The sequence below is a fragment of the Virgibacillus sp. L01 genome, from assembly GCF_052246775.1.
In the GTDB taxonomy this organism is placed as follows: domain Bacteria; phylum Bacillota; class Bacilli; order Bacillales; family Amphibacillaceae; genus Lentibacillus.
The window spans coordinates 303,925-328,748 of the sequence record NZ_JBQQCP010000002.1 but is presented as its reverse complement, the minus strand read 5'-3'; the positions used below and the strand labels follow the sequence as shown (position 1 = coordinate 328,748).

Annotated in this window: 26 protein-coding genes and 1 riboswitch; of the genes, 5 read left to right on the top strand and 21 right to left on the bottom strand. The window is 40.3% G+C overall.

Going from position 1 to position 24,824, the window contains the following annotated elements; all coding sequences use genetic code 11:
• Positions 1 to 2: 2 nt before the first annotated feature.
• From ACTWQM_RS06750 to ACTWQM_RS06685, 14 genes are all read right to left on the bottom strand, one after another.
• Entirely contained in the window at positions 3 to 410 is a 408-nt protein-coding gene (locus ACTWQM_RS06750) for a bifunctional adenosylcobinamide kinase/adenosylcobinamide-phosphate guanylyltransferase (RefSeq protein ID WP_443257414.1), read from the bottom strand.
• On the bottom strand, positions 407 to 1,033 hold the full coding sequence (locus ACTWQM_RS06745) for a histidine phosphatase family protein (protein WP_443257413.1): 627 nt from the start codon (positions 1,031 to 1,033) through the stop codon (positions 407 to 409). The genes ACTWQM_RS06750 and ACTWQM_RS06745 overlap by 4 nt, the downstream gene beginning before the upstream one ends.
• A complete protein-coding gene (gene cobS, locus ACTWQM_RS06740; RefSeq protein ID WP_443257412.1) occupies positions 991 to 1,797 on the bottom strand; it encodes an adenosylcobinamide-GDP ribazoletransferase in 807 nt (268 codons plus the stop codon). Before cobS ends, ACTWQM_RS06745 begins: the two co-directional genes overlap by 43 nt.
• Positions 1,787 to 2,647, bottom strand: coding sequence for a cobyric acid synthase (locus tag ACTWQM_RS06735; RefSeq protein WP_443257411.1), 861 nt, complete (start codon positions 2,645 to 2,647; stop codon positions 1,787 to 1,789). Before ACTWQM_RS06735 ends, cobS begins: the two co-directional genes overlap by 11 nt.
• Entirely contained in the window at positions 2,644 to 3,204 is a 561-nt protein-coding gene (locus tag ACTWQM_RS06730) for a bifunctional adenosylcobinamide kinase/adenosylcobinamide-phosphate guanylyltransferase (RefSeq protein ID WP_443257410.1), read from the bottom strand. The genes ACTWQM_RS06735 and ACTWQM_RS06730 overlap by 4 nt, the downstream gene beginning before the upstream one ends.
• Positions 3,186 to 4,262, bottom strand: a complete 1,077-nt coding sequence (gene cobD / locus ACTWQM_RS06725) for a threonine-phosphate decarboxylase CobD (protein WP_443257409.1) — start codon at positions 4,260 to 4,262, stop codon at positions 3,186 to 3,188. The genes ACTWQM_RS06730 and cobD overlap by 19 nt, the downstream gene beginning before the upstream one ends.
• Entirely contained in the window at positions 4,237 to 5,202 is a 966-nt protein-coding gene (cbiB, locus tag ACTWQM_RS06720) for an adenosylcobinamide-phosphate synthase CbiB (RefSeq protein WP_443257408.1), read from the bottom strand. Before cbiB ends, cobD begins: the two co-directional genes overlap by 26 nt.
• A 3-nt stretch (positions 5,203 to 5,205) precedes the next feature.
• Positions 5,206 to 6,666 carry an adenosylcobinamide amidohydrolase gene (locus ACTWQM_RS06715; protein WP_443257407.1) on the bottom strand — a complete coding sequence of 487 codons (1,461 nt, stop codon included), beginning with the start codon at positions 6,664 to 6,666 and terminating at the stop codon, positions 5,206 to 5,208.
• Complete coding sequence (locus tag ACTWQM_RS06710) at positions 6,666 to 7,733, bottom strand: FecCD family ABC transporter permease (protein WP_443257406.1); 1,068 nt, start codon at positions 7,731 to 7,733, stop codon at positions 6,666 to 6,668. The genes ACTWQM_RS06715 and ACTWQM_RS06710 overlap by 1 nt, the downstream gene beginning before the upstream one ends.
• Entirely contained in the window at positions 7,696 to 8,694 is a 999-nt protein-coding gene (locus ACTWQM_RS06705) for an ABC transporter substrate-binding protein (RefSeq protein WP_443257405.1), read from the bottom strand. Before ACTWQM_RS06705 ends, ACTWQM_RS06710 begins: the two co-directional genes overlap by 38 nt.
• 297 nt (positions 8,695 to 8,991) lie before the next feature.
• Positions 8,992 to 9,177: riboswitch (cobalamin riboswitch) on the bottom strand.
• 461 nt (positions 9,178 to 9,638) lie between these two features.
• Positions 9,639 to 10,319, bottom strand: a complete 681-nt coding sequence (locus tag ACTWQM_RS06700; RefSeq protein WP_443257404.1) for a hypothetical protein — start codon at positions 10,317 to 10,319, stop codon at positions 9,639 to 9,641.
• Positions 10,320 to 10,551: 232 nt separating this feature from the next.
• On the bottom strand, positions 10,552 to 10,629 hold the full coding sequence (locus tag ACTWQM_RS06695) for a putative holin-like toxin (protein ID WP_443257483.1): 78 nt from the start codon (positions 10,627 to 10,629) through the stop codon (positions 10,552 to 10,554).
• 261 nt (positions 10,630 to 10,890) lie between these two features.
• Entirely contained in the window at positions 10,891 to 11,583 is a 693-nt protein-coding gene (locus ACTWQM_RS06690; RefSeq protein ID WP_443257403.1) for an OmpA family protein, read from the bottom strand.
• Complete coding sequence (locus ACTWQM_RS06685; RefSeq protein WP_443257402.1) at positions 11,573 to 13,396, bottom strand: MotA/TolQ/ExbB proton channel family protein; 1,824 nt, start codon at positions 13,394 to 13,396, stop codon at positions 11,573 to 11,575. The genes ACTWQM_RS06690 and ACTWQM_RS06685 overlap by 11 nt, the downstream gene beginning before the upstream one ends.
• A 216-nt stretch (positions 13,397 to 13,612) precedes the next feature.
• On the opposite strand from ACTWQM_RS06685, the gene ACTWQM_RS06680 reads away from it, so the two are divergent.
• The 3 genes from ACTWQM_RS06680 (at position 13,613) to ACTWQM_RS06670 (ending at position 16,623) form a co-directional block, all read left to right on the top strand.
• Positions 13,613 to 13,750 carry a hypothetical protein gene (locus ACTWQM_RS06680; RefSeq protein WP_443257401.1) on the top strand — a complete coding sequence of 46 codons (138 nt, stop codon included), beginning with the start codon at positions 13,613 to 13,615 and terminating at the stop codon, positions 13,748 to 13,750.
• Positions 13,751 to 13,874: 124 nt separating this feature from the next.
• Positions 13,875 to 15,056 (top strand): MFS transporter, encoded by a 1,182-nt coding sequence (locus ACTWQM_RS06675; RefSeq protein WP_443257400.1) that lies wholly within the window; start codon positions 13,875 to 13,877, stop codon positions 15,054 to 15,056.
• A 286-nt stretch (positions 15,057 to 15,342) separates the two neighbouring features.
• Positions 15,343 to 16,623 (top strand): HRDC domain-containing protein, encoded by a 1,281-nt coding sequence (locus ACTWQM_RS06670; protein WP_443257399.1) that lies wholly within the window; start codon positions 15,343 to 15,345, stop codon positions 16,621 to 16,623.
• A gap of 246 nt (positions 16,624 to 16,869) precedes the next feature.
• On the opposite strand, the gene ACTWQM_RS06665 is transcribed toward ACTWQM_RS06670, so the two are convergent.
• The gene (locus tag ACTWQM_RS06665; protein ID WP_443257398.1) at positions 16,870 to 17,199 is read right to left on the bottom strand and encodes an endonuclease/exonuclease/phosphatase family protein; all 330 of its coding nucleotides are present in this window, start codon (positions 17,197 to 17,199) and stop codon (positions 16,870 to 16,872) included.
• Positions 17,200 to 17,265: 66 nt separating this feature from the next.
• Complete coding sequence (locus ACTWQM_RS06660) at positions 17,266 to 17,640, bottom strand: endonuclease/exonuclease/phosphatase family protein (protein WP_443257397.1); 375 nt, start codon at positions 17,638 to 17,640, stop codon at positions 17,266 to 17,268.
• A gap of 102 nt (positions 17,641 to 17,742) precedes the next feature.
• Here ACTWQM_RS06660 and ACTWQM_RS06655 point away from each other — a divergent pair, with 102 nt between their 5' ends.
• Positions 17,743 to 17,967 carry a hypothetical protein gene (locus tag ACTWQM_RS06655; RefSeq protein WP_443257396.1) on the top strand — a complete coding sequence of 75 codons (225 nt, stop codon included), beginning with the start codon at positions 17,743 to 17,745 and terminating at the stop codon, positions 17,965 to 17,967.
• Between the two features lie 41 nt (positions 17,968 to 18,008).
• On the opposite strand, the gene ACTWQM_RS06650 is transcribed toward ACTWQM_RS06655, so the two are convergent.
• The 4 genes from ACTWQM_RS06650 to ACTWQM_RS06635 form a co-directional block, all read right to left on the bottom strand.
• Positions 18,009 to 18,578 carry a hypothetical protein gene (locus ACTWQM_RS06650; RefSeq protein WP_443257395.1) on the bottom strand — a complete coding sequence of 190 codons (570 nt, stop codon included), beginning with the start codon at positions 18,576 to 18,578 and terminating at the stop codon, positions 18,009 to 18,011.
• Complete coding sequence (locus ACTWQM_RS06645; protein WP_443257394.1) at positions 18,571 to 19,503, bottom strand: ParA family protein; 933 nt, start codon at positions 19,501 to 19,503, stop codon at positions 18,571 to 18,573. The genes ACTWQM_RS06650 and ACTWQM_RS06645 overlap by 8 nt, the downstream gene beginning before the upstream one ends.
• Positions 19,504 to 19,774: 271 nt before the next feature.
• Entirely contained in the window at positions 19,775 to 21,181 is a 1,407-nt protein-coding gene (locus ACTWQM_RS06640) for a hypothetical protein (RefSeq protein ID WP_443257393.1), read from the bottom strand.
• On the bottom strand, positions 21,162 to 21,872 hold the full coding sequence (locus tag ACTWQM_RS06635; RefSeq protein ID WP_443257392.1) for an ABC transporter ATP-binding protein: 711 nt from the start codon (positions 21,870 to 21,872) through the stop codon (positions 21,162 to 21,164). Before ACTWQM_RS06635 ends, ACTWQM_RS06640 begins: the two co-directional genes overlap by 20 nt.
• 233 nt (positions 21,873 to 22,105) lie before the next feature.
• On the opposite strand from ACTWQM_RS06635, the gene ACTWQM_RS06630 reads away from it, so the two are divergent.
• Positions 22,106 to 22,555 carry a hypothetical protein gene (locus tag ACTWQM_RS06630; protein ID WP_443257391.1) on the top strand — a complete coding sequence of 150 codons (450 nt, stop codon included), beginning with the start codon at positions 22,106 to 22,108 and terminating at the stop codon, positions 22,553 to 22,555.
• A gap of 317 nt (positions 22,556 to 22,872) precedes the next feature.
• Here the strand turns inward: ACTWQM_RS06630 and ACTWQM_RS06625 are convergent, their stop codons facing one another.
• Complete coding sequence (locus tag ACTWQM_RS06625) at positions 22,873 to 24,606, bottom strand: CocE/NonD family hydrolase (protein WP_443257390.1); 1,734 nt, start codon at positions 24,604 to 24,606, stop codon at positions 22,873 to 22,875.
• Positions 24,607 to 24,824 lie beyond the last annotated feature (218 nt).

Below are 24,824 nucleotides of genomic sequence, written 5' to 3'. Positions count from 1 at the left end.
GCTTAACGCTCCCTTTCATTTTTAATCGTTTGTTCGATTCCATACCAGATAACATCCACCCGATCTGCCTGCCTCACTAGTTCCTGATAGGCCCATCCCGTTATGTCTCTCCATAACCGGTCACGTTTATCTATTGGTACAATACCTTTGGATATATCGGTGCCTATAATAACAATTCTTCGCTGCCTATCTGCTTTTTCCCATTGCAGCCATGGTTCTATGTCCTGTATGAAATTTTTAAGTATTATGTCTGCCGATGTTGAAGTATCTAGTTGTTTGTGAATCCACTTTTCCACACCCTCCAAAATTACTGTAGAAGGTAGTTCCGTAGTTTCATATCCTTCCAGCATTCCATCATCATCATATGCTGAAATCCACAGGAAGCGGTCCAACGTGTAATGTCTCTTCACCCAGTTGCGTTTTCCATTGCAGGCACCACCTGTAATGAAGTGCATGGCTTATTCTCCTTCCAATCACATTCGTTCCAGCAAAGTTTGATCCCGGAACCATGAGGAATTTTCCACTCCCAAAAGGTTTTCTTCTCCTTGGTCAGCTTTGTTAATAAGAAACGGATCACACCACCATGTGTCACAAGCAATGTTTGTCTGCAGTTTTCTTTCTCAATCAGTTCTTTCAGTGTGTCCCAGCCGTGCATTACCCGATGATTCATTTCAGCGAGTCCTTCTCCCTGTGGTGGCTTGCTTTCATAAGGATCGTCCAGCCATTCGCGGTATTGTTTATCATGACGAAGCATCGCATAGGTTTTCATTTCCCATTGTCCAAAATTCATTTCACGAAATGCTTTACTTTCCATGGGATACGAGTTGTGATGCAAGATATCAGCTGTTTGTTTACACCGCAGCAAATCACTCGAAATACATAAATTATATCCAGCCATCTCATTTCGTAGTGCTGCAAGTTTGCTTTGTGCTTCTTCAGTAATCGGTGGGTTACTCCATCCAACGTATCTTTTCTCTAAATTTTCCCTTGTTACACCATGGCGAAAGAGTGTAACAACCACAGCGTTATCCATAATACGAATTCCACCCCTTCTGAACTTGCCCCTAACGTATCCCCTGTAATGCCACCAAAGTTCTTCTTCACTTTTCCAGCAAGGGTATAGCCAGCAACTGCCATTGTAATAGTAAGCGTTAGGTAAAATACGAGTAAATCAACGTTTAAAAAGTATACTCCTGTACCAATTACTAACAAATAGAAACCATACACAAAGCCGAAAAATCTGCTTGCACCTTGTTGGAATAAGTGAGCCATTCCATTATTTCTAGCTGTTGGCATAAGTTGGAGATACGTACCCATAAGCATTTTACCAAGAAACGGTACGAAGATAACCAAGACATAAATCGCTTCACCCGCCAGTCTCACCAGCTCATACAAAATAACCAGTCGTCCGATAAGAAAGACGATAAGCACCAGGACACCGAACGCACCGACTCGGGGGTCTTTCATTATTTCCAGTCTTTCTTCAACAACTGTGTAGGAAAAATAGGCATCACTTGTATCGATAAGACCATCCAAATGTATACCGCCGGATAAAATAATCAATAACAGCCATAGGCAAAACGCAATTATCAGATCAGAAAAAGGTGTATACGACTGAAGCACATATAAAACGGACGCATAGATGGCACCTTGTACTAACCCAAGTACCGGGAATGTCCTTAATGCATAGGAAAGATAGAAACGATTCATCGGGAGCTGTTTTCTAACCGGAATACTTGTGAAAAATTGAAGGTTGATGCAAACACCTATCATGACTCCCATTAGCCTAATTAGCATAGGTTTCTCCTAAAATAACTTCCAATAGCTTTTCCCAATTCATATGGCTCTCCAAGTGTTCGGCCAGCTTGTCATAATCAGGCTTTTCACCTGCTGATTTAGAAGGGGTTGAATTTATTTTGCTGTTATTTAAACCCTTCAGGCTATCCTCTTCAGCAAGATTGTGGTCAATATGCGGAATAACACCGAGCACGGGGATTCCGGTATACGCCTCCAGCCACTCCCTTCCCGAGGTAAAAGAGGAAACATCCCCATGGAATTTATTAACGATCAGCCCCTTTACCCGGTTCCTTTCTTCCTGTGTCAGTAATTCCAGTGTTCCGACAACACTCGCAAACGCGCCTCCCCTATCAATATCCGTAACAAGCATAACAGGGACATCGGCCATTCTCGCTACTCCCATATTGGTAAGATCGCGGTCTTTTAGATTCATTTCCACAGGACTGCCTGCTCCTTCGATAAAAATAAAATCGGAATGTTGATCATGTTGGTTTAATGCCTCTTGCGTTGTTTGCCTTGCCAGGTCATAATAGCTTCTTCTGTAATCCCAGCCAGGAATGCTGTCCACTTTTTCTCCAAGAACGAATACTTCTGTCTGACCATGTTCACGGGGCTTCAATAGAATTGGGTTCATCAAGACGGATGGATCAAGATAAGCTGCTTCTGCCTGCTGAGCTTGTGCAATACTCATTTCTTTTCCGTCTGTTGTGAGAACTGATTGATCGGACATGTTCTGTGCTTTAAAGGGCGTAATAGTATATCCTTTCTTTGCAAATAACCGGCAGAGTCCGGCAGTAAGAATGCTTTTACCCACATTGGAAGCTGTACCTTGAATCATCAAGCCTTTCATCCGACTGCTCCTTTCTTTTGAATCGGTATGCCGTTTTCCACCAAATAGGCACCCCCCGCTTGACTGACTATATTCTGATGAACGTTTCCAAGTATAGATTGATACTTCCCTGTTAATGTTGTTTGGGACGGTATCTCTTGGTTAACTTCATTGGAAACAACAATCAAACCAGCTGCAGCTTCCTGAAGACTGAATATATCCCGTAAAATACATTTTATGACTTCATTTGGATCAACCATATTTTTTTCAAATAAATAATTGTTTACTAGTGTTGTCACGCAGTCCAGTACAAGTATATCCTGTTTCGAAAACTGGCTGGAAATACGGTACAGCTCATAAGGGTACTCCCATGTTTTCCAGGGTAGGGGTGCGCTTGAACGATTCTGCTGATGACGGGATATTCGATCATACATTTCCCTGTCAGAAGGTACACCGCATGCTATATAATTCAATTTTAAGGCATGCTGCTCTCCCCATTCTATTGCCATTTCCTCAGCAAAGGAGCTTTTCCCACTTCGTACCCCACCTGACACAAAAATCAGCTTCCCCTTTTCCATTGAATTAGCGCCTCCATCAGTAATTGGTTCTCTTCTTCCTTTTTAACGGCAGCACGGAGCCACTTCCCTTTGAGTCCTGGAAAATTATAGGTATGCCTCAATACAAGCCCTTTTTTTACTAGAAACATAAACAATTCCTGCTGTGAATCCAGCGATGGATCTCTGATTAAGTAAAAATTAATTGCTGAGGGACTGTGTACAAAGCCTATTTCCTGGAAAAAGGAAAATAACCGGTTTCGCTCTTGGTCGATATATGAACAGGTTTGTTTTGGGTGGTCGACTGCCTTCAAACACTCATTGCCAGCTTTTAAAGCGATCGCATTAACACTCCAATGCGGCTGACTTTTACTTATTTCGAAAAGAAGTTCCTGATGCCCAGCAAGAAACCCTAAACGCAGTCCTGCAATACCATACATTTTTGTCAATGAACGTAATACTAGCAAGAATTGGTTTTTGCCGGCTTTTTTAATAGAGCTTATTGGACTGGAAGAAAAATCATAAAACGCCTCATCAATGATTAATAAAGTTTTCGTTTGTTCACATGTATCAATCAGCCAGTCAATTGTTGTACGATCGTATTGGACGCCTGTCGGATTATTGGGATGGCAGAAAAACACAGCATCGGCCGCACGTAGCTTCTGTTGCAGCAACTCACCTTCAAATTTCCATTCAGGTGGATCAAGAAGAAAGTGAGAAATTGTACAATTTTCGATACGGCATGCAGACTCATATTCGGAAAAAGCAGGGTGGATGATTAATACCTTCTTCCCCTGAAGGTGGCGGGCAATTAACGTAATGAGTTCAGATGCTCCATTTCCAGGCAACAGATAAGACGCTGCTATCCCTTCCTTCAAAGCAATCGTTTGTTTAAGCGTTGTGAATGATGGATCAGGATAATCATAAATACCCTCAAACCAATTCTGCCAACTATTTTTAATTACATCAGGTGAGCCTAACGGATTAATATTGACACTGAAATCCACAGTCTTCTCTGGCTGATCCATCCCCAAAGCTTTGTACAGATGTGCTGGATTAGAGCCATGTGCCGGCAACTGCATAACATCCTCCCCCTATCCATAATAGTATGAAAAAGATTCCCACCGAACGATCCATAATTGAAACAGCATCTAAAATATGTTCTTTTTGCAAGTCTTTTATCGCCCGTCCCATGAAAGCGCGCTCTGATTTAATGCCTTGGTAATAGTTAATACCCCCAAGCTGAACCTCTAGCAAAAGAGCCATAGCTGCTTCTCCCCAACCGCTGTTTGGACTTGGGTGTTTAACTGCCTCCTGCTTCAGTTCATCGAATACCTGCATTTTCTTCTTAAGAGGTATCCTATTCCCTAAGATCATGCAAAAGCTGGTAATACGACTCGGCAGCCAGTTTAGTACATCATCAAAACGGGCAGATGCCCACCCGAATTGACTGTATCGTTCATTCTTATACCCAACCATCGAATCACACGTATTAACAGCACGATAAGTCATCGCAAAAGGCGCCCCGCCGATTAATGCAAAGAATAATGGGGCGGTAATGCCATCACTGACATTTTCTGCGACCGTTTCCACCGTTGCTCTAGTAATCTCACTTTCATTCAAATGTTTTGTGTCTCTTCCAACAATCATGGCAACCTGGCATCTGGCTGTTCGTATATCTTCTTTTTTTAAAGGCTGATAGACTTTCTTAGCAGCTTTTTTCAAATCGTTTTGGGCGATCGTCGTTGCAATGATTACTGCTTCGGCTGTGATGCCGGCCAAGAAATGAAGATGGTACGCTCCCGATATAATGAGGAATGTCATTGAAAATACAGTCACTCCAATTACAATTAACAAAAAAGCCCCTGTAGCCTTACGGGTGTTCCCATTATTCAAATAACGCTCCAGCCGGGAAATGAGGGATCCTACCCATCGTACTGGATGTGGTAAAGAGGGCGGATCACCAATGATTCGGTCGATCATTAAGGCTAGTGAAATACTGAGTAAATGATGAATGATCATACTCTACCTCGCTTGATAATACTGGATTGCCTTCCTTGTTTCTGTATAAACACTTTTTCCGATGAGCTGACCAAGCTCCGTTGCTGTTCCTGCATATGGCAAATCTTCCCCTTGTTGGGTAGCTGCAATCAGCATGCTGTCTGTCGAGGTTCCTGTTGCAATCGTATTTGTCCTGCTATCTTTTATTTCCAGCTCACGTAAAACTTGGGATTTTGCTTCTGTTGCAGTCATCGTCGCCTGAATAAAAGCTTCTTCTGTTAGTCTACCGTTCACAAATAACCAAATGTTAATTGTTCCCTGTTTTATCGGGTGACTCCGTTCAGAGGCTCTTGTACTATCTGTTGCATTGCCAACCCCCGCTGTTACGACGGTCAAGAGCGAAAATGTTTCTTTTTCCCAAAAACCATATGCAACATCCTTCAACTGAACCGCCGTCATCATGCCAACAGTTTGTGAGAGGTCAAACCCATAATGTGTAAGATATTCGTTCATTTCCGCTTTATGATCGGAACAATCATAATCACTTGGGACATGACGATTAATAAAGTAACTGTTCCAGCCAATGCCAGCTCCACACACGCCTGATGATAGGGTTCTTAATGGTAGTGGTGCACGGATAGTAATGTGTTCCTGTTTCACGCTCAACAAAGATGAATCAATTATTGTTTTATCCGGTAATACTTCATCTTCAGCTGGAATTAAGTGCATTTGCGGTTTAGCGATTGCTGGATGCGGATGTTTTTTCACCTCGGTTTGATATACCTCGTTAACCATGGACTCTGTTAACACACCATCCGGCATATGTAATGCCTTCGTTTGTCCGTCATGCATTAATAACAGGCGATCACAATATAGGCTTGCAAGGTTCAAGTCATGAAAAATTGAAACGACAGTCAGTCCTTGCTGTTTCGCACCTTTTTTCAACAAATCAAGCAAATCCTTTTGATAGGCTAAATCAAGATGATTCGTTGGTTCATCCAACAGCAATATGTCCGGTTGCTGGGCTAAAGCTTGGGCAAGAAATACACGCTGCTGCTCACCACCTGACAGCTCCTGTAAAGATTTATGCTGGAAGCCAACTATATTTGTCTGTTCCATTACCATTTGAAGCACTTTTTCATCCTCAGGTGACCAAGTCTGAAATAATCCCTGATGATGTGCATACCTTCCAAGTGCTACCGTTTCCTTCACAGTGTATGGAAAAGCGTGTGTAGTCAGCTGGGATAAAACCGCCATTTTCCGAGCAAGTTCTTTCTGTGAAAAATTAACCAGATTCTGGTTATCCACCTGAATCGATCCAGAAGTACATGGAATTAATCCACTGATTAGTTTCAAGAGGGTTGTTTTCCCGCTTCCATTTGGTCCTAATATCCCAAAAAATTCACCTTTGGAAACGGAGAAACCAATATTTTTAATAACAGGCTTTCCGTCGTAGCCTCCTGAGACATTTTCCAAGTCTAACATTACATACCGCCTCTCGTTCCTTTGCGTTGTCCCATTAGAATAAATGCAAACACTGGTGCGCCTATCAAAGCTGTAATCACTCCTATTGGCAGGATTGTCGGAGATATGATTGTCCGTGATACAAGGTCTGTCAGCATTAAAAAGCCAGCGCCTGTTAAAATTGAAAGTGGTAAAAGATGAATATGATCAGGTCCCCATAGCCGCCTTGTTAAATGGGGAATCACTAAGCCAACAAAACCAATCGCACCAGAAACCGCCACGGCTGCGCCTGTTAATATTGATCCGGCAATAAGGACCACCATTTTCCGTTTCTGCACGTCGACACCTAAATGCTGTGCTCGTTCTTCCCCAAATGACATGGCATTTAATTCCTTACTATTAATAAGAAGTAATAGGGCACCGAGAATGAAAAACGGGATAATAATACCTATATAGCTCCAGCCTCTCATGGATACACTTCCAAGCAGCCAGCCCATAATTTGTTGTAACTGTTCACCCGTAAACGCAATGATTAAGGAGATTAATGAGCCCAAAAAGGAACTGAAAATAATTCCTGTTAAAATAATCGTCTCAACCCGCATCGTCCGGTCAACGCGTCGTGCAAAAAACAATACAAGAAAAATGGTCATTAAGGCTGTCGTAATACTCATAACCGGTAATGTATAAAGTCCAAGAAAAGGAATGGAAATTTTAAAAAACAGTGTTGCAACTGCCCCAACTGAAGCACCAGAGGAGACACCTAATATATACGGATCAGCCAGTGGATTTCGCAGCAAGCCTTGAAAGGCCGCCCCTGCAATTGCAAGAGACGCCCCAACTAGACCAGCTAGAAACACTCTGGGTAAACGAATTTCGAAAACAATATTTTTATACATCTGATCAACTTGATCAGCAATAGGTAGGCGAAAAATTTGAGCACCAATAATCCTCACTGTATCTGAAATAGGAATAGAAACACTGCCAACCGATACAGCAGTCAGCATGGATATAATTAAGAATGCCAATGCTAGTACATAGGCGAATAAATACTTACTCTTCAAATAATTCCGGGTAGACAACCTTAGCAATCTCCTTTGCACCCTCAGCTAACCGAGGCCCTGGACGACTTACAATATCGGAATTAACATCATATACTTGTTCGTTTGCAACAGCATTCATATCCCCCCAGCCATCACGACTAGTTACCTGCTTTACTGGATTCTCAACATAACCTCCATAAGTCGTTATAATAACATCAGGATTCATTTCCAAAATAGCCTCTGGATCAATTGGAACCCAGCCATCCAGTTTTCCAGCGGCATTATCTGCATTAACAATTTCTAAAAGTGCATCAAAAAATGTGTTTTTTCCTGCCGTGTAAAGATCTGGAGCCGGTGCAACTTCAAAAAAGACGGACTTTCGTTCATCCTCACTGATTGCTGCGGTCTTTTCTCTAAGTAAAGCGAAGTCCTCTTCCATACCACCGACAACTTCCGATGCTTTTTCCTCTGTACCCGTGACCTTACCAATCTGCTTAATAGATGTATAAGTGCCTTCAATATCCTGTGCATTATTAACGACAAACACATTAATACCAGAATCACGAAGCTGCTGCAGTCCTTCCTGAGAACTTTGTGCACTGGACGCATGCGCAAGGACGAGGTCAGGTTTAAGACTAATAATGACCTCTATGTTCAATTCCATACCACCAATTTTTTCTATTTCCTTTACCTCTTCGGGATAATTATCATGGTCTGAAACACCTACTATTTTATCCCCTAATCCAAGTGCAAAGGCAATTTCTGTATTACTTGGAATAACAGAAACAATTCGCTCCGGTTTTTCATCGATCGTCAACTCATTATCAAGTGCATCCGTAACAGTTAATGGAAATGTGGAATCCGCTGTTTCCCCTGACTCTTCTGTTTGGTCCGTATTTTCATTTGTGCTTTGATCTTGACTCTCAGTATCTGTCCCTCCAGAAGCACAACCAATTAAAAGCCCCGCTGTAAGCACTATCAAAAGTAAAAATGAAAGAATCTTTTTCACGTTATTTCCTCCTCGGCGGGACAGGGGGACAGGTACCTTGTCCCAGTTTGATACGCGGGACGATAATCCTGTCCCCCCTGTCCCACTCCTCTTATTTAGTATTTTTTAGAAAACTCGGCTTATCGCCAAGCATTAATGGCGAAAGCCTTAGTTGCACTTATGCAGTAAGAAAGGATTTATACTTTCTTAACTGCGAACATAAAAAAAACATCTTCACGAGAAATGAAGATGGATATGTAAAAGGGCAGCCAAAAGCAAACTTGTCCCATTTACACCTTCCTATTCCCCGTAGGTTTGGTGCACAGATGGTAACAGGCAGGTCTCCTGGCTTATGGTCATCACTTACTGTACCTTCCCATACATATAAATGCACAGTGGACATTAACAGCTAGCTCGCAAATACAGTGACGGGATCGCGCTGGACTCTCACCAGCTTCCCTATTAAGATTTCTAATTGAAATCACCTGTACCTCTAAATCTATTAAATTATTCGCTACATTTCATAGTATACATATTTCTACAATTCTTGTCACTGTTTTTAAGAAAAGACGATAGTTAGGGACAAGTAGTACTTAAACAAAAGAATCCACAAAAATACTTTAGCGGACACCAAAGCCCTTATTTGCCAGAAACACCCTTGTCTTATCCTGATATATGTAAAATAAGGTCCACTGTGGCCGCTTTAATACAAAAAGTGTTATTTTTAGCAAAATAGTGGCTCCTGTGTCCGCTTAGAAAACTTGTCTTATCGCCCTTAATGGCGAAAGCCTTAGTTGCACTAATGCAGTAAGAAAGGATTTATGCTTTCTTATCTGCCAACAAATAATCTGGCTTTTAGGTTCCTTTTGAAACATTGATTCCTTCACCGGCGACAGGGAAACTTAATATGAGGGGGCCCCCCTCATTACACTTACAATTTCGCCACATCCATTTAGCTCCAAAAATTATACCATCCCTCGCATAAACACAAGCACCGGTCTATATTTTTCATAATGTGATTTCACTTTTCGGATAAGACCCTTGCACTCCCTTTCATCCATACATTTAACAACTTCTATTGCATTGTCGTCCCTCTCGTTGCTAATTGTTATATTTATTAATTCATCTTCATTCGTAATGTTAATGTATAAAGGGCGTGCATCGTGGTCTGCTACTGATCCTGAGAATGTTGTTAATAACAAGTCAATTGTGACATCCGCACTATCTTGATCTTCACATTCGAACACTTCCACAGCATTCTCCTTCACCTGTCTGCTAAGGTTAATAATCCGCCCTCCATCAGCCTCGAGTACATTGATATATCGAGTAGTGAAGTTTGGCTCAGTCGGTTCCCGGTTTTCGTTTGGGTCCACACCAATATTTTCATACCTTACCTTGAATGGGGGGATGTAGCTGTTTTTCGGTGGTTTTCTTAAATAATTAAAATAGAACAACGATGCAATTAATATTCCTATAAAATAAGCCATTAAAAACACCTCCATAGCTGCTAGCCGAACGTTCACATTTACACTATGGTACATTCCAAGGCTCTGTTCTGTATTTTCACATACTCCTGTTATTTTCAAATACATCCCTACAATGTATGGATTCTTCCTGTCCATAATTCCCGCAAATACTCTTTTCATCAAACTGTAATATTGGTGTTATTAAATGGTAACAGCCAGGCGAAAAAAGGGGAATGTCCCTGTTTTTGTTTGCATATCAGCTTTTAGTGTTATAATATACATAGAAAGACATACAATAGTAAAGACCGAAGATACAGACATATCTTCGGTCAGCAATAAATTGCTTCCCCTTCAAGAGGGGGCAGCGCTAGTAAGGAATAGACCTCACACTGACTGGTAATCTAAGGGAGGTCTATTTTTTCTGGTTAATAATCATCACAACAAGTGTTGCAAATGCAATCATTACAACCAATGTTTCAAAAACAGACATAGGCAACACCTCCTTTCGTTATAGCGTATCGCAGGCCACTACAACGACGGAAATGCGCCGACCCCCCTTAAGAAAAACGATTATTGCATGTATTCATTATACCACTATAGTTACCCTTGTTTAGTTGAATATTTTGGATTCACATTAAGTTTTTATATTGGCAGATTTCTCCTATGGTGGGAAGAATATTCGGTTAATTGATACTTTTCTCTAAGAACGGTGAATTTTTATAGAATTAAGCAATTAGTATTGCTACTTCCTTTACTCTTCCAAGATCTCTCGCGTCCTCTCAAGAATCTCTTCGTCCTTCAACCTGAATTTAAATTCCACTCTTCTGGAATCAGCTGCACTGTAATCACCTGAGTCATTTGTCCGGAAATCGGTATAAGACTTGCTGTTCACTGTTAATTTTTCCTGCAAATGGTCTTGAATATTTTTATATGGAAAGTCGTCGCTAAGAATGTAAGCTGCAACACTGTAGGCCCTTTCCTGTGCGAGCTCAAGATTATATAAATAACTGCCATCGCGATCGGTGTGACCTTCAATAATAATTTCCGCAATATATTCTTCATAGCCGTTCTGCAGCAAAATGTCCAAGTACTTAGGGACGAATTCATCCAAAAACTGAAAGGACGCAGGCTTCAACTCAGCCTTATCATATGCAAATAATATTTCTGTATCAAAGATGATCGCACCTGTCTTCTCATCCACTTCAATTTCCAGAGTTGAATCCTTGAATTCCGTCTGCAGCTCATTAACAAGCTTGGCTCGTACTCCCATTATTTGATCGATGGTCTTTTTCATTTCTTCAATTTGCAGGGATTTAATAATCATCATCGTAATGAAAATTAAGATGAAACATAATAGGATAATTGTCAACAGATCGGTAAACGATGGCCAAAAATGTCCGTCATCCTGTTCCTTTTTAAACAGTCTCTGGTATTTAGTAGTCATTTTGTCTCAACCCTATACCGTTCGTTCCTGGTTGCTGACCAACGGAATTCAACTGCCGATTTAACCCCTGTATCTCCCGGCCAAGGTCCTGAAGTGTTTGTTGGGCACTACGGGAATTGCTTTGACCGATCTCTTCAGACAAACGCCGTATCTCCTGGAACTCCTTCTTGATCGCTTCATTCGTCATTTCCACTGAATCAGTGATATTTCGTGCTACTTTATCAAGCTTATCCCCGAGTCCTCCCTCCAGATTAGCCACATAATTGGAGAGTGTATTTTTTAAAACGTCAACACTTACTTCCAACTGATTTTCGCGTTGGTTGAATGCATTGTTCATCTGGGATATCGTCTTGTTTATATCGTTAATCAGCTGGTTATTCTGCATGCCGATTTTCTCGTACGTATGGGTTGCTTCATTTACTTGTTTTTCAAATGCCTTCGATTCCTCGGAATGTGCTTTTAAATGACTATTAAAAGTTCGGTTAAATTCCTTCAACTCGTCAAAACGATCTGTTAACAGATACTTGTATTCGGCCTGTGTTTGATTGATCACTTCAAGGGCTTGTGGCAACTGGACAATCGAATTGCCCATTTTATCAAATTGCTTTGACAGTTCCCCAATATAGGAGATAATTCCGGCCAATTTAGAGCTAAGGTCGCTTCCGAAAACCTGTTTAAACTCTTTATTATGCGCATCCATTTTATTGGCTAGGTCATTATTTTTCTGGGTAATTTTTTCAAATGCAGCTTGTATGGATTCCTGCCCCTCCATGATCGAAGTGGTAAACGATTTTAATTCAACAACAGATTCCTCGAATTGATTCAGGGTATCCATCTGAGCTGTCGAAACTTCCTTTACTCTTTCATAAGTATTCTCAAACGCTTTAGCCATCCGCTCATTTTTTCCGTCCATTCGTTTAAAATAGGAAAACAGTGAATCAAAATTGTCATTTAACTTTTTGGTAGATTCACCAAATCCATCTGTCACCTCTTTCATATGGTGGAACAGTTCCTGAAACTCTTGCAGGTTGCTGGAAAGCCCTTCATTAAACTTGGCCAAATCTTTGGCAGATTGCTGCAGCCCGCTTGTATATTCCTGAAAGCCTGAAAATGCATTTTCAATCCCGGTTAGTGATTCCTGGTTCGTTTCCTGCAAATGCTGAATGGAATGATTAATGGTCTCTGACACTTCAATCAGCCGGCTTATCCCTTCCTGTTCATCCCCATCTAAATTGGATTCTACTTTTAACATGATGTCCGTAAGCATATATTCCGTGTTAAAAATTTTAATAAGCACGGTCATGATGAGGGAAAGCCCCATCCCCGCTATACTCGTGTAAAATGCCACATCAATTCCCGATAGTACTGCAGCTATATTCTCAACCAATTGGGCTCCCGTCGCATTGATACTGCCAAGGGAAATTGTCAGACCGATAAATGTTCCCAGCACCCCAATCAATATAAAAATGGAAACAGTCATCTGTACCATTTTGATGAGATTGACAACGGGCACGTTAAACACGCGCCAACCGGAAAATTTCTCTTGTACAAACGTCTCCGGTTTCACCGATTCCTTGGCACTGATTCTATCAAACTTTCCTTTAAATGTTTTTAGTGGTTCAATATCCATTTGATCTGTTGTTTCTATATAATTTCTAATTTTTTTAAGCTTGGTAAATAGACCAAGATGAACAAAAACAGTTAAGAAAAAGCTAATGAACAGAATCACGAAAATAAGCTCGGTAACTGGATTTGATAAAATGTCTTCTGCTATACGCTCACTCGTAAAAACCTCCAACAATAATTGCAGCATAGATACTCCTCCTGATAGAATCTCTTTCTATATTGCTATTCAGGGGGTGGACAAATCATGTTTGTTTTTGTGGACATGAACACGTACTTTCGGGACGTGGGGACAGGTCCCTTGTCCCATTTGATTGGGCTATAAGGAATAGCTACAACAGGGATTGTTTTTTCATCCAAGTTGAATTATCATGGAATTAACTTATTAGAAAAGGAGGCAGATGAAATGTTTACGTTAGTTAAAGTTGTACATGAAGTGAAGCGATTTATTGCGTTCATGGCAACTGTTTTTGGAATTTTTCAGCGAAATTGGATACGTATGTCTAATTTTAGCTTAATATTTCAAAAAACTTATCTGACGTAAAAAATTCTTGCCTCGATAGTATCGGTATTTAATTGAGATGGGAAAGGTTTATCCTTCGCTCGCGCCACAGGTAAGTTATTTTGCCTGTGGTTTTTTTTTGCGTCAGTTCACGGAGGATTTAACATTGAAAACAACAAGTTTAACAAAAAACATTCGATTTATTTATATTTATATATTTGTCGCCCAGTTATTTTTTGACCGGGCTTTATGGGTTATTTATTTGAACGACAAAGGATTAAGCATGAGCGAGATCGGAATAGTCGAGGCACTGATGCACTTAAGTGTCGTCCTGCTTGAAATTCCAACCGGTATAATCGCCGACGTATATGGACGGAAAGTGAGCCTGTTTATCGGTAATATCTTAAGTGTTGGGTATGGGACGTTCATGCTTGTCGGTGATTCCCTTTCCTTATTCGGCCTGGCTCTCATGACACTTGGAACAAGTATGACATTCCAGTCAGGTGCCGAGGAAGCACTTATTTATGACACACTGAAGGAAAAAAACAAGGAAAAACAGTATACACGCGTTTTCGGCAACATGACGGCGCTCGCATTGCTATCGCTTAGCTTTGCCAAACTGGCTGGCGGCTGGATGGCTGAAATCAACTGGGAGCTTGTTTATGGAGGTATTATTATCACCCATTTGCTGGCCCTAATTCCTATTGCCATGTTGCACGAACCCGAACGGGAAAAGAATTCCAGCTCCCATACAGGTATAAAGCGGCAATGGCTGAGTCAGCTAAAGGCAGGCATCCGAATTTGGCGAACCAACCAGGCTGCCCATATTCCGATTATCTTTTTTATCATGATTGGAACGTCGATTGTTATCCTGACTTTTTATGGTCAGGAATACTTCACACGCTTGGGTTACAGCTCGATGATAATCGGAATTATTTTTACAGTTGAAGGGCTGCTAGGTGTTTTAATGGCTAAGTTAGCATACAGACTTGAATCAAAATGGAGCTTTGGCAGTATTACAAACTATGGGTATCTGTTATACCTTGTGTTTTTCCTGTTATTCATTCTGTCACCGGACTGGGCAATCGTCATGTCATTCCTGATTCTTTCGCAGCTTGTGACACTTTACGAACCAATATTCTCTAACTTTATACAAGGAGGATTGGAATCCAATGTCCGTGCCACCTTCTTTTCGATGATTAGCGTGGTCGAGAGCTTTAGTATTATGCTCCTGTTTCCATTGTTCGGACTGATGATCGACACCATAGGATTTCGTAACGGCTTCCTGGGTCTGTTCGTGATGCTGGGGGTACTGTATATTGCTGGTGTAAGGCGTGTTGTTCGGTAATCGGTAATAATTGTAATGTGGGAACTTCTTTTTAATGAGAAGTTCCCTTTTTTATGTGCTAATGCCACCTTTTCTGCCTGGCATTCGATTTTATAGATAGAAAGATGTGGTCACTATTACTATCGAATGTTGGGGTGGAAAAGTGGCATGGGGAGGAAAAATATTTTTTTAGTCAATACGAAACAAAGCTAATCTGCTATAATAAACCTACTCAGACAAAATCTTACATTATTCGGGTTTACTAGGATTTTGAAAGCAAGACACCAATAAATAGTGGGGGTATTACATGTCTTTTCTTAAAAGTGTATATAATGTGTTAACAGATAAAAGAGAAATTAAGGAACCTATTGTATATAAGGATCTTGTTGAAGAATCTAGTTTTATGCAGAATTTAACAAAGCTATCAGAAAGCAGTGATCAAAATATAGATCTAAAGAAAGTAGATCATGATTTAAAGTTATTTTCTATTGGTCAGGCTGGAGAGAAAAGCGTCATATTTGAACTGCAGAATTCAATGCTTCCCTTCATAGTATTACATGATGTTTACCTTGAATTTGAGGATTACTATGCTCAAATGGACTTTGTTATTATCACTCATAAATTTATTCTCGTACTAGAAGTAAAAAAGCTGTTTGGCAATATAAAAGTTACGGATAAAGGTGAATTTCAACGCGTTATAACTAAAAATAACAGAGTGATTAATAAAGAAGGAATGTACAGCCCGATTAATCAAGTAGAAAGACAGGTAGCAATTCTTGAAAAGTTCCTTAAAGAGAAAGGACTTGCAAAGAAATGTCCAGTAAGGCATGCGGTTACATTTGCAAACCCAAAGACCATTTTGGATATTTCGAAAAAAGCACCTTCAAACATTCAATCCAGCATCATTCGGCACGACCAGATCAGGTCATTTTTAACCAGTGAATTAGAGAAGGATTCAAAAGTATTCATGTTCGATGGGAAACTGTATGATATAGCCGAAACACTCTTACAAAACTGTAAGGAAAAAAACTTCAACATTGAGAAGTACACCATAGACAATGGACAAGCTTTGCAGGAAGAGGTAATTCCAATACCTAAGAAACAAACGAATAATGAAAAAACGGATGACCTTAAAACCACACTTACTGAATTTCGCTTAGAGCGGTCAAAAAAGCTGGATATGAAAGCCTATCATATTTTCACCAACAAAACATTGGATGAGCTAGTTGAGAAGCAACCTGGCACAATGGGACAACTTTTAAAAATTGAAGGAATTGGTCAGAAAAAGGCTGAAGACTTTGGTGAAGATATAGTAGCTATTATCGTGAACAGCAAAAAAATAGCTGACGTTAAAAATTCAACTGTTAAGCAAGGCGATATAAAAACTATGCTGACTACATTCCGCACGAACCATTCCAAGCAACTAAATGTAAAGCCATTCTATATTTTTACCAACAAAACATTAGAAGCAATTATTGAGACAAATCCCAAAACTATAAAAGAGTTGCTGGAGATTGAAGGTATGGGTCCTAAGAAAGTGGACGAATTTGGTGGGGAAATTCTAGCGATTGTTCGAGATGCGGACTAATTCGATTTAAATCTATTATTCTGGCAAGCCATGGGGGTGGGCTTCCCTGTCCCCATGGCTTGGCTGATACTTATTTAATAGATACAGATAATTCCTGATTAGATACATGTGTAAGTATTTACAAAGTATGTAAGTTAACATTGAGCAATACATTCCTCTATCCGCACAGTAAAAACGACCACATAAAAATCCGCTCAGAACTCGAAAAACGCGGGACATGAGGGACAGGTTCCTTGTCCCACCTAGTTAAACCAGCAGCTCTGCCACCACTAATGCATGGTCCGAGTAATTGTTAAGCCTTTCCTGTTGTGACAAATTACTACTATTCAACAGGTTGACTATTTTCCTGGAAAGAAAGATGTAATCCAATCGAAATCCATTTTGCTTAGTACTATACCACGTATAATCCGTGGTAGTTAGGTGGCGTTTTTTCCATGCATCTATCCAGCCAAGCTGCTGCAAAATATGAATATAATTACTGTATTTTAATGGAGCCTTAGCATTTTCTTCTCGCGATACTGTATTAAGATCACCCATGATGACAGCGCGATTATCTATCTTGATTTTTTTCAGCAAACTCAGTTACTTTTTCCCAAAAGAGCCTTTTATCATATGTTTCATTTACATTTGGTACATGTACGCCTAAAAAATATAAGTTAAAACCGGGTAAGTAAACCGTCTTCCACCGGTGACTGCCTTGTTCAGGACCATAGGCAGTTGAATAATCTTCAAGTGGAAACCGTGACAAAAGCGTGGATCAGAGGAAATTGTGTAGTGCCAGCCATTTGCCTGCATTTCCTGTCTTAAAAATTGTTCTGCAGCATTTTCTCTGAACTCAGTTAACACAATCAAATCCGCATCATAACGAACTAATGATGCTACGATTTTTTTTATCTCCCTCTTTCCACCCTGGCGTATATTCCAGGTCAGTAGCTGTGGTTTATACATTTTATAAGCACTTCCTTCACACATTACAGGGTCCTTTAATGTAAGGTTACTCACTTTTCCCACTTGCATCAACCACAATATTATTATGGTCACTTGTTAAAAATAACCACCCATATATCGTAACATCTTGGCAAACCTATAAAAGTAATTAACTTAAAAGGAGATGTTCTCATGCCACAACAAGAAATTGATGTAAATCAGCTAAACCAGGCTAAAGGTAATGTTTCTCTTACAAAGGAATTATTGACACAAGCAATTGAGAAATCTTCATCTGATCAAACAATGTCGCAGGAAGCAATCAAACAAGCTGCATCAGAAATTGCCCAAGCTCAAACTGCCGTAAGCCAAGTCCAGAATGCTATAGCTGCACAACAAACTCGACAGCCAGAGCAATAAAGGGACATAAGGGACAGGTTTCTTTCTCGTCCCTGTCCCTTCTAATCCCCCGACCTTATAATCTCTCCTCTTATTCGAGCACCAACAACGGAGTCTGCAATCCGCTCCAGTAACTCCTGTTTTGTGTATCTCTGACTTACATAGACTCCTTGTACCTTGGCAAATGCGGTGATATCTTTTTTCAACCGTAGTATACTTTGGTTAGCTAGAAAACTCTTGGCCTCATCCAACGTGCTGCAACTTTGTAAGGCATTTTCGATTTGCTTCCAATTTGATTCTGCTATCTCATTGGCTGGAGAATGATTGATGTTCAGATGAGATGCTACCTTTTTATAAATTACTTTTTTGGTATCGTTGGGTTTAATGCTTATATTATGGCAGCCGCAGAATAAAGCGAGTTCTTTTTTCGTATAATTTTTCAGGTTTTTTTCAACATTCCAATCCTGCTTAATCTTATCCATGATCTGGTCATAATCAACTGTATGACCAGCCTTTGCTTCAAAACGAATAACAGCTTTCTTATCTACTAAATCCTGAAATTGTTTATTCGTTAACCCTTCCAAAAATTCCATTGTGATTCGCAGCATTTTTTCCGTTTCCTTTTTACTCATGATCTACCCCATATAATTCGAACAATTCACTTGTAATCTGCCTGATTTCGTCTCGCACTACTTGCTGTGGAAGGCTATTCCCCTTGGTTAACATGACTGGAATACCTGTTTCAGGAGCTGTGGCAAATTGTGTTTTCCCCTCGCGTAATACGTTACGAAAACATGAATGGCTCTTTTGTACTTGATTTATATATTCTCTTTGTACGGCGATCGGCCTCCCTTTATTAAAAGCAACCATTGTGAACACTACACCTAACACGCGAGGTGAAATTTTTTTCGAAACAGTTGAATCAGCTTCCTCACTATATTGATTATATTTTTCCGTTAGTGCATTTACATGGCGCATTAACGTATCGATTCCAAGCGTGGATAAATAATCCGCTTTTGCCGGAACAATATATGCGTCACTTGCTGCTAGTGCGTTTTGTGTGACTAAATTAAAGTTCGGCGGACAATCGATAATTACTATATCGTATTCATCCTTTATTTCATCCAGTTTCGTCTGAAGACGTGATAACACCTTTAGATAATTGCTGCGAATAGTTCTCTCTGTGTTCCCACCAAGCAGGCTTGAAAGTTCCATGTCGATATGAATTAATTCCAAGTGTGAACAGATCATATCGATTCTTCCGCCGATTTTCTTTAATCGGCCGTTAACGCGATTTGGGGTAATTATTAAATCCCCAAGTGATGCCTCCCCGTCTTTATCCAGAAAATCATCATACCAGTGCTTGATTGTCCGGCCCTGCCGATCAAGGCTTTGCCATTCTTCTATGTTCATAAATGATAAGGTCAGATTAGCCTGTGGATCCATATCAATCAGTAATACCTTCTTACCTCTGTTTGCTAGATCAGCTGCAATATTGGCGGATAGCGTCGTCTTTCCGACACCACCCTTATAATTCATAACAGAAATTACACCCAATAATATTCTCCCCCCAAAAACACTGTGATGTTGTTATGTATATGCGGGGGGAAAAAGCACTACTATTAAAATTGCCAAACTAACAGGAGGATGTAATTTATGAGCATTAACCCTTATTCTGGATTCGTACAATTTACTGGACAACGGTATATAAAGATTTTATGAGTACCCAAACTTGAATCAAATTACGTGAAACGGTCACTCATCAGGGTTATGAAAATCCAAGATCAATAAGATACTGTTTCTCCTAGCAATATATAAAGTCCCAAATCTAAACAACAGATCTGGGATCATTTCCATTATTGTTTCGCAGTTGAAAATATAAAGCCCAGACAATTCCTATTGCTATAAGCGAAATTACTGGGAGCATATGACTGATTGCAACTAAAATGGTGAGAACAAGACTTAACCCTTCCCGCAATTGAAGGAATCCAGATTTTTTAGCCAGCAGGATGATTGTTTTATCCATATTCACGTGATACGTATACAAGAACACACTAATTACGAACACTAACTGAAAAGGAGCCCATACGTCCCAATGCCTGATAAAGTATGAAAAGATGGGCAGAAATAAGAGCCCTCCACCCATTGCCATCCATTTGAAATATGTCCGCTTATACATAAAAAGATCCCACGGAAGCACTTCGACAACGTCTGCATGAAAGCGGTTCTGAAACAGGTTGGCGCACAGGGCTGAATAAACATGGATTCCAATTGCCATCCCAATATAATAAATCCATTCCTCGAAAAATTGAAACGCAACCAGCATCAGCAGGATTGCACCAATCACCTGTGTAATCACACCAAGGTTTTTGAGAAGGTACAGCTGCCAAAGCCTATGGTAGATAGATAATTTAGTAGCAAACGAACGCTTCCGCCTCGCAGAATTTTGAAGAATACTGTAGGTCTTTTTCTTTTTAAATTTAGTTTGAGAAACTTTCGAGACCACCAGCATGTTCCAAATATAGTAATCACTGATTTCAGTTACTCGTTCCCAGTTAATTCCCTTGAATAAGTGTGGCAGGATAACAATATGTGCGAGAATAATAACTACAAGTTGTACGAGTCCAATCAATTCCGACTCCAGTATAACTGCAATAAGATTACTTAAAATAAAAAGCAGCAGCCAACCGGCTTTCACCCAAAAACGCTTTTGAAACAGTTTCCATTGCGGCACTGTCATTACCAGATCATACACAGCAAATAGTGTTAGGTACGAGATAATTAATGAACTGGAAATGGGTGTTACTAAAATCATAAGTGCTGCTAGTGAGCCGTAAAGCAAGAGCAGTTTCAGTAATTTTTCCACCACTATAAATGCCCAAATTTTTTCTCTTCTAAATGGCAGCAATCCCAACTGATACTCAGAGGTGGAAAATAATATACCTGGATGCTGGAAAGACCTAACGATATAACGGATCGGCAGCACACTTAATAATAGTAAATAGCCTTTGCTCGCATTCTCTTCTATGAAAGCAAAAAATGGTGCGAGCTCCTCGCTGATATTACCGGTAAGAAACAAACTCAGCCCTATATAACCAACTAATGCAGCAACATAAATGGCTGTCGTTAGATCAAATACTACTGCTGCTACTTGTTTGTAAACCTTTTTCTTTTTGGCGAAACGGCCCCTGCGAATTAACCAATAGGCACGAAGATCAGTCTTTGTAGTTCTCATCATGCTTCCTCCGTCTAATTGTTTTAAAATCACTTATCAGGCCTTGATCCAACACTTCCCCGTGCTGGAGCATAATATATGTATCTGCAATATCCTTTACCCGCTCCAGCTGATGGGATGTTAATAATACTGCTGTTCCGCTCAGGGCTTTTCCCTGAATTAATTCCTCTAAATAATCCATTGCATAGACATCAAGTCCCATGAATGGTTCATCGATTAACAGTAGCGGTGTATCCGGAAGCAGCGCACAGATGGTTTGCACTTTTTGGCGCATACCTTTGGATAATGATTCAGGATATTCGTTTAGTTTGTCCTCCAGTTCAAAGCCAGAGATATAGGTTTTTATTTTCTCCTCCATTATTGCCTCTTCTATCCCATAACTCGCTGCGTAAAGCTGAAAATGCTGCATGACAGTAAGCTCTGTAAGTAAAAGCGGTTCTTCCGGCAAATAGGAAATTTGCTCTTTATATGTTAAAAAATCATCGTCTTGTGTTGATGTTTCTTTAATGGTTATTTCACCTTTTGCTTTTTCCAGTTCACCTAATATTGTCTTCATTAATGTCGATTTCCCTGCGCCATTATGTCCAACCAGTGCCACTACGCTTGATTCCTCTACAGCAAACGAAATATCGCTGAGCAGTACACTGCCACCTAGCTGCGTCTCAACATTTTTCAGTTCTAAAACTTTCATATGTATCCTCCAGCATAATTAAAGTGATGTTTTCTCTAAATATTCGACAACACTCATGGTTATTCCTTCTTTTAAGTGGGACATTGGGGTCAGGTTCCTTGTCCCACTTGTGCACCTTAGCTGAATGCACTGGGACGAGGGAGCTGACCTTCGTCCGCGAATCATTCGTATTTTTAAAAAATCCAGTGGTATAATAGGTGTGAATTTTAAATCACACTTACCGTGGAGGTCTCATGCTTACATTTGAAGAAAAACTAGCAATTATTGAATCATTTCCTGAATTACAGCGTCACGATGTTTCACTTGGTCGTGTCAATTTCCATTTTGATGAAAGTGTACTGGATAAAAAAATAGTAGTATATCGGCTCCATCCAAACGGAAACGGCTTTGTTTTCGCTGAAGAAATAGATGATAACTACCCGATCGATTCGAAAGGCATGGTAAATATCCGTGACTTTACGGAACAGGAACTACGAAAAGTGATAAAACAATCAATTGATTCGCTGTCAGAATCCGAGCTAATTGAAGAGACATGGATAAATCCTGAAAACCAGACATTAATGTTAACCAACGATTATAATGCTTGGAATATCTATGCTGGGGAAGACTTAGACGGAACCCATGCAACGTATAATGCCGCGGCTGACTATCTCCACCAGGAGGGATTCAGACGGTTGAAATAATGCGGTATTTAGTGGTTAAATTTTCTAATCCAAACCACAATGTGAATCCTCGTTCCGCTAAATGCATGAAAAGCGGCTCTAAAAGGGATGTGGCGGATCCTCGTTCCGTTAATTGTACAAATTCAATGGAAAATAGGGCTGAAAATGGCAAATAGCGGAATGAGGATCCGTAACCATGCTTGAAACAGGGTTTTTGTAAGGAATAACGGAACGAGGATTCATCAGAAGGCAAGCAAGGTTCGCTGGTTCTTGTAAACCCTTTTCTTGTTCCATTAAAAAACGCTCAGAATCTCCTGAGCGTTTTTCCTTGCGAATATTTATTCAGCCGGGATCACTGGCAATACGACATGCGATGAGTGTTCGCTGTCATGTACTATTGTTTGTGTTACCTGTACCATTTCTGATGTATCCAGCGTAGTTTCACCCGTATTTGGGTTAACATCATACCACGGGTAGTTACTGGAAGAGATTTCGACCCTGATCCTATGTCCAGGCAAGAATACATTACTTGTTGCCCATAGATCTATTGCATATTTAACAGTCTTGCCACGCACTCTCCCCTGTCCATTAATATGCGATACACGAACAATTCCGTCCGTAAGATTATAGGCAGTTCCATCCGGAAATACATCAACAAGTTTGGCTGTGAAGTCTGTGTCAGGCGCATCCGTAGACGCCCATAACACAACTTTCACCCATCCTGTTATTTCTATAGGTGTATCAATTGGGGCAGACGAATAGATAAGCACATCTTTCCTCTGTTCTATTCCGCTTTGATCTCGAGGTCCAGCATTTTTCCCATTGTAAAATAAGACACTGCCTCCGTTAGTCGGAACTGGACTTTCTGGGTCGTAAACAAATTGATCGGCTTGTTCTGCTTCAGGCGGAACTGTAGTCAAAGTACCAGAATCCATATTAGAGTTTGCTTTTCCATCACTATGAAAATAAAATGGTGTATTGTTTGTGCGTTTTAATGGCCATTCTTTCTCAGAACGCCACTGATTTATACCCATCACAAATATCTTAATTGGCTCGTCATCTTCCGGTAATACAGTATTTTCTTGATTAAGCCAATAGTCAAACCAGTTTATATGAAGTGATGTGATATCCTCCTTGCCTTCAATCGACAGACCTGAACTAGTAATGCCAAATGAGCGTTCGCCGATTTCAGAACTAAATGCTCCATGTCCCCATGGTCCAATGATTAACTTCTGATTATGATACGATTTTTTCATATCCTGATAGTTTTTGATAGTTGGTCCCAAAAAGTTATCATACCAGCCAGCAAGGTGATATGCAGGCAAATTCAAATCCTCTGAGCTGAATGTTCCTTTTGAGAGTGATTCCGTCAGATATACCTTATTAAGATATTTCCCAAATAATTCCCTCAGTTCCGGATGTTTCATAACTGGCGGCCATTGATTTATCGGCTTAAAGTCATGCCATTTTTCGATGTTATCAAGATCATTGGTAATTTCTTTGATTGTTTCGGCATATTCACTGCTATCCTGTTTTCGTTTTAGATAATCAGGTGCTACGGAATCCAGAATCCACGTCTCTGCTGAAGCAAAATTAAACACACCATCCCTGCTAAATGCTTCTCCAGAAATACTTCCAGTCATCGCAGGAAAAATAGCTTTTAATGATGGTGGTTTTTCAAGTGCTGCATACAATTGCGTGAAACCATAATAGGAAAGCCCAAACATCCCAACATTTCCATTCGAATATGGGAGCTGAGCTGCCCATTCGACAGTGTCATAACCATCTTCTGCCTCTTGTTCGAAGGGCACAAATTCTCCCTCAGATGCGAAACGCCCCCGTACATCCTGGATAATCACAACAAAACCGTTCATTGCAGTTCTGATTGGATCTATGTACCGATGCGAAAAGTCAGGAAGATTTTTATTATATGGTAACCTGCATAATAAGATTGGATATGTTCCACCATCATTTGGACGGTATATATTGGCGTACAGCTTAACTCCATCCCGTACGGTACATGGTACTTCCCTGTCAACAATAATCTGGTTGCTTTCTTTTACTTTTGCCATGTTCAACACCTCCCTATTAGAAAACTTGGCATTCGTTAAAGGGATTCTTATGAAAGCGTATTTTGCTTTCTTAGAACCCCTTATACTCTGGAGTGCAAGCCTTTTGGTGAATGCCATAGTTGCACTTATGCAGTAAGAAAGTAGTTATACTTTCTTAACTGCTAAAAATAATGCCTGTGCTGATCATAACTACAATCAGCACAAGGCATATTCAAGTT

Coding starts and splice junctions, on each gene's coding strand:
- ACTWQM_RS06660 (WP_443257397.1), bottom strand. CDS start 17,640: ATGCAAGTGGGAAAAGTGAGTAACCTTACATTAAAGGACCCTGTAATG.
- ACTWQM_RS06680 (WP_443257401.1), top strand. CDS start 13,613: ATGTTTACGTTAGTTAAAGTTGTACATGAAGTGAAGCGATTTATTGCG.
- cobD (WP_443257409.1), bottom strand. CDS start 4,262: ATGCAGTTGCCGGCACATGGCTCTAATCCAGCACATCTGTACAAAGCT.
- ACTWQM_RS06670 (WP_443257399.1), top strand. CDS start 15,343: ATGTCTTTTCTTAAAAGTGTATATAATGTGTTAACAGATAAAAGAGAA.
- ACTWQM_RS06630 (WP_443257391.1), top strand. CDS start 22,106: ATGCTTACATTTGAAGAAAAACTAGCAATTATTGAATCATTTCCTGAA.
- ACTWQM_RS06700 (WP_443257404.1), bottom strand. CDS start 10,319: ATGAAAAGAGTATTTGCGGGAATTATGGACAGGAAGAATCCATACATT.
- ACTWQM_RS06685 (WP_443257402.1), bottom strand. CDS start 13,396: ATGCTGCAATTATTGTTGGAGGTTTTTACGAGTGAGCGTATAGCAGAA.
- ACTWQM_RS06635 (WP_443257392.1), bottom strand. CDS start 21,872: ATGAAAGTTTTAGAACTGAAAAATGTTGAGACGCAGCTAGGTGGCAGT.
- cbiB (WP_443257408.1), bottom strand. CDS start 5,202: ATGATCATTCATCATTTACTCAGTATTTCACTAGCCTTAATGATCGAC.
- ACTWQM_RS06735 (WP_443257411.1), bottom strand. CDS start 2,647: ATGAAAGGCTTGATGATTCAAGGTACAGCTTCCAATGTGGGTAAAAGC.
- ACTWQM_RS06730 (WP_443257410.1), bottom strand. CDS start 3,204: ATGGAAAAGGGGAAGCTGATTTTTGTGTCAGGTGGGGTACGAAGTGGG.
- ACTWQM_RS06745 (WP_443257413.1), bottom strand. CDS start 1,033: ATGGATAACGCTGTGGTTGTTACACTCTTTCGCCATGGTGTAACAAGG.
- ACTWQM_RS06695 (WP_443257483.1), bottom strand. CDS start 10,629: ATGTCTGTTTTTGAAACATTGGTTGTAATGATTGCATTTGCAACACTT.
- ACTWQM_RS06650 (WP_443257395.1), bottom strand. CDS start 18,578: ATGAGTAAAAAGGAAACGGAAAAAATGCTGCGAATCACAATGGAATTT.
- ACTWQM_RS06625 (WP_443257390.1), bottom strand. CDS start 24,606: ATGGCAAAAGTAAAAGAAAGCAACCAGATTATTGTTGACAGGGAAGTA.
- ACTWQM_RS06715 (WP_443257407.1), bottom strand. CDS start 6,666: ATGTTAGACTTGGAAAATGTCTCAGGAGGCTACGACGGAAAGCCTGTT.
- ACTWQM_RS06640 (WP_443257393.1), bottom strand. CDS start 21,181: ATGAGAACTACAAAGACTGATCTTCGTGCCTATTGGTTAATTCGCAGG.
- cobS (WP_443257412.1), bottom strand. CDS start 1,797: ATGCTAATTAGGCTAATGGGAGTCATGATAGGTGTTTGCATCAACCTT.
- ACTWQM_RS06655 (WP_443257396.1), top strand. CDS start 17,743: ATGCCACAACAAGAAATTGATGTAAATCAGCTAAACCAGGCTAAAGGT.
- ACTWQM_RS06690 (WP_443257403.1), bottom strand. CDS start 11,583: ATGACTACTAAATACCAGAGACTGTTTAAAAAGGAACAGGATGACGGA.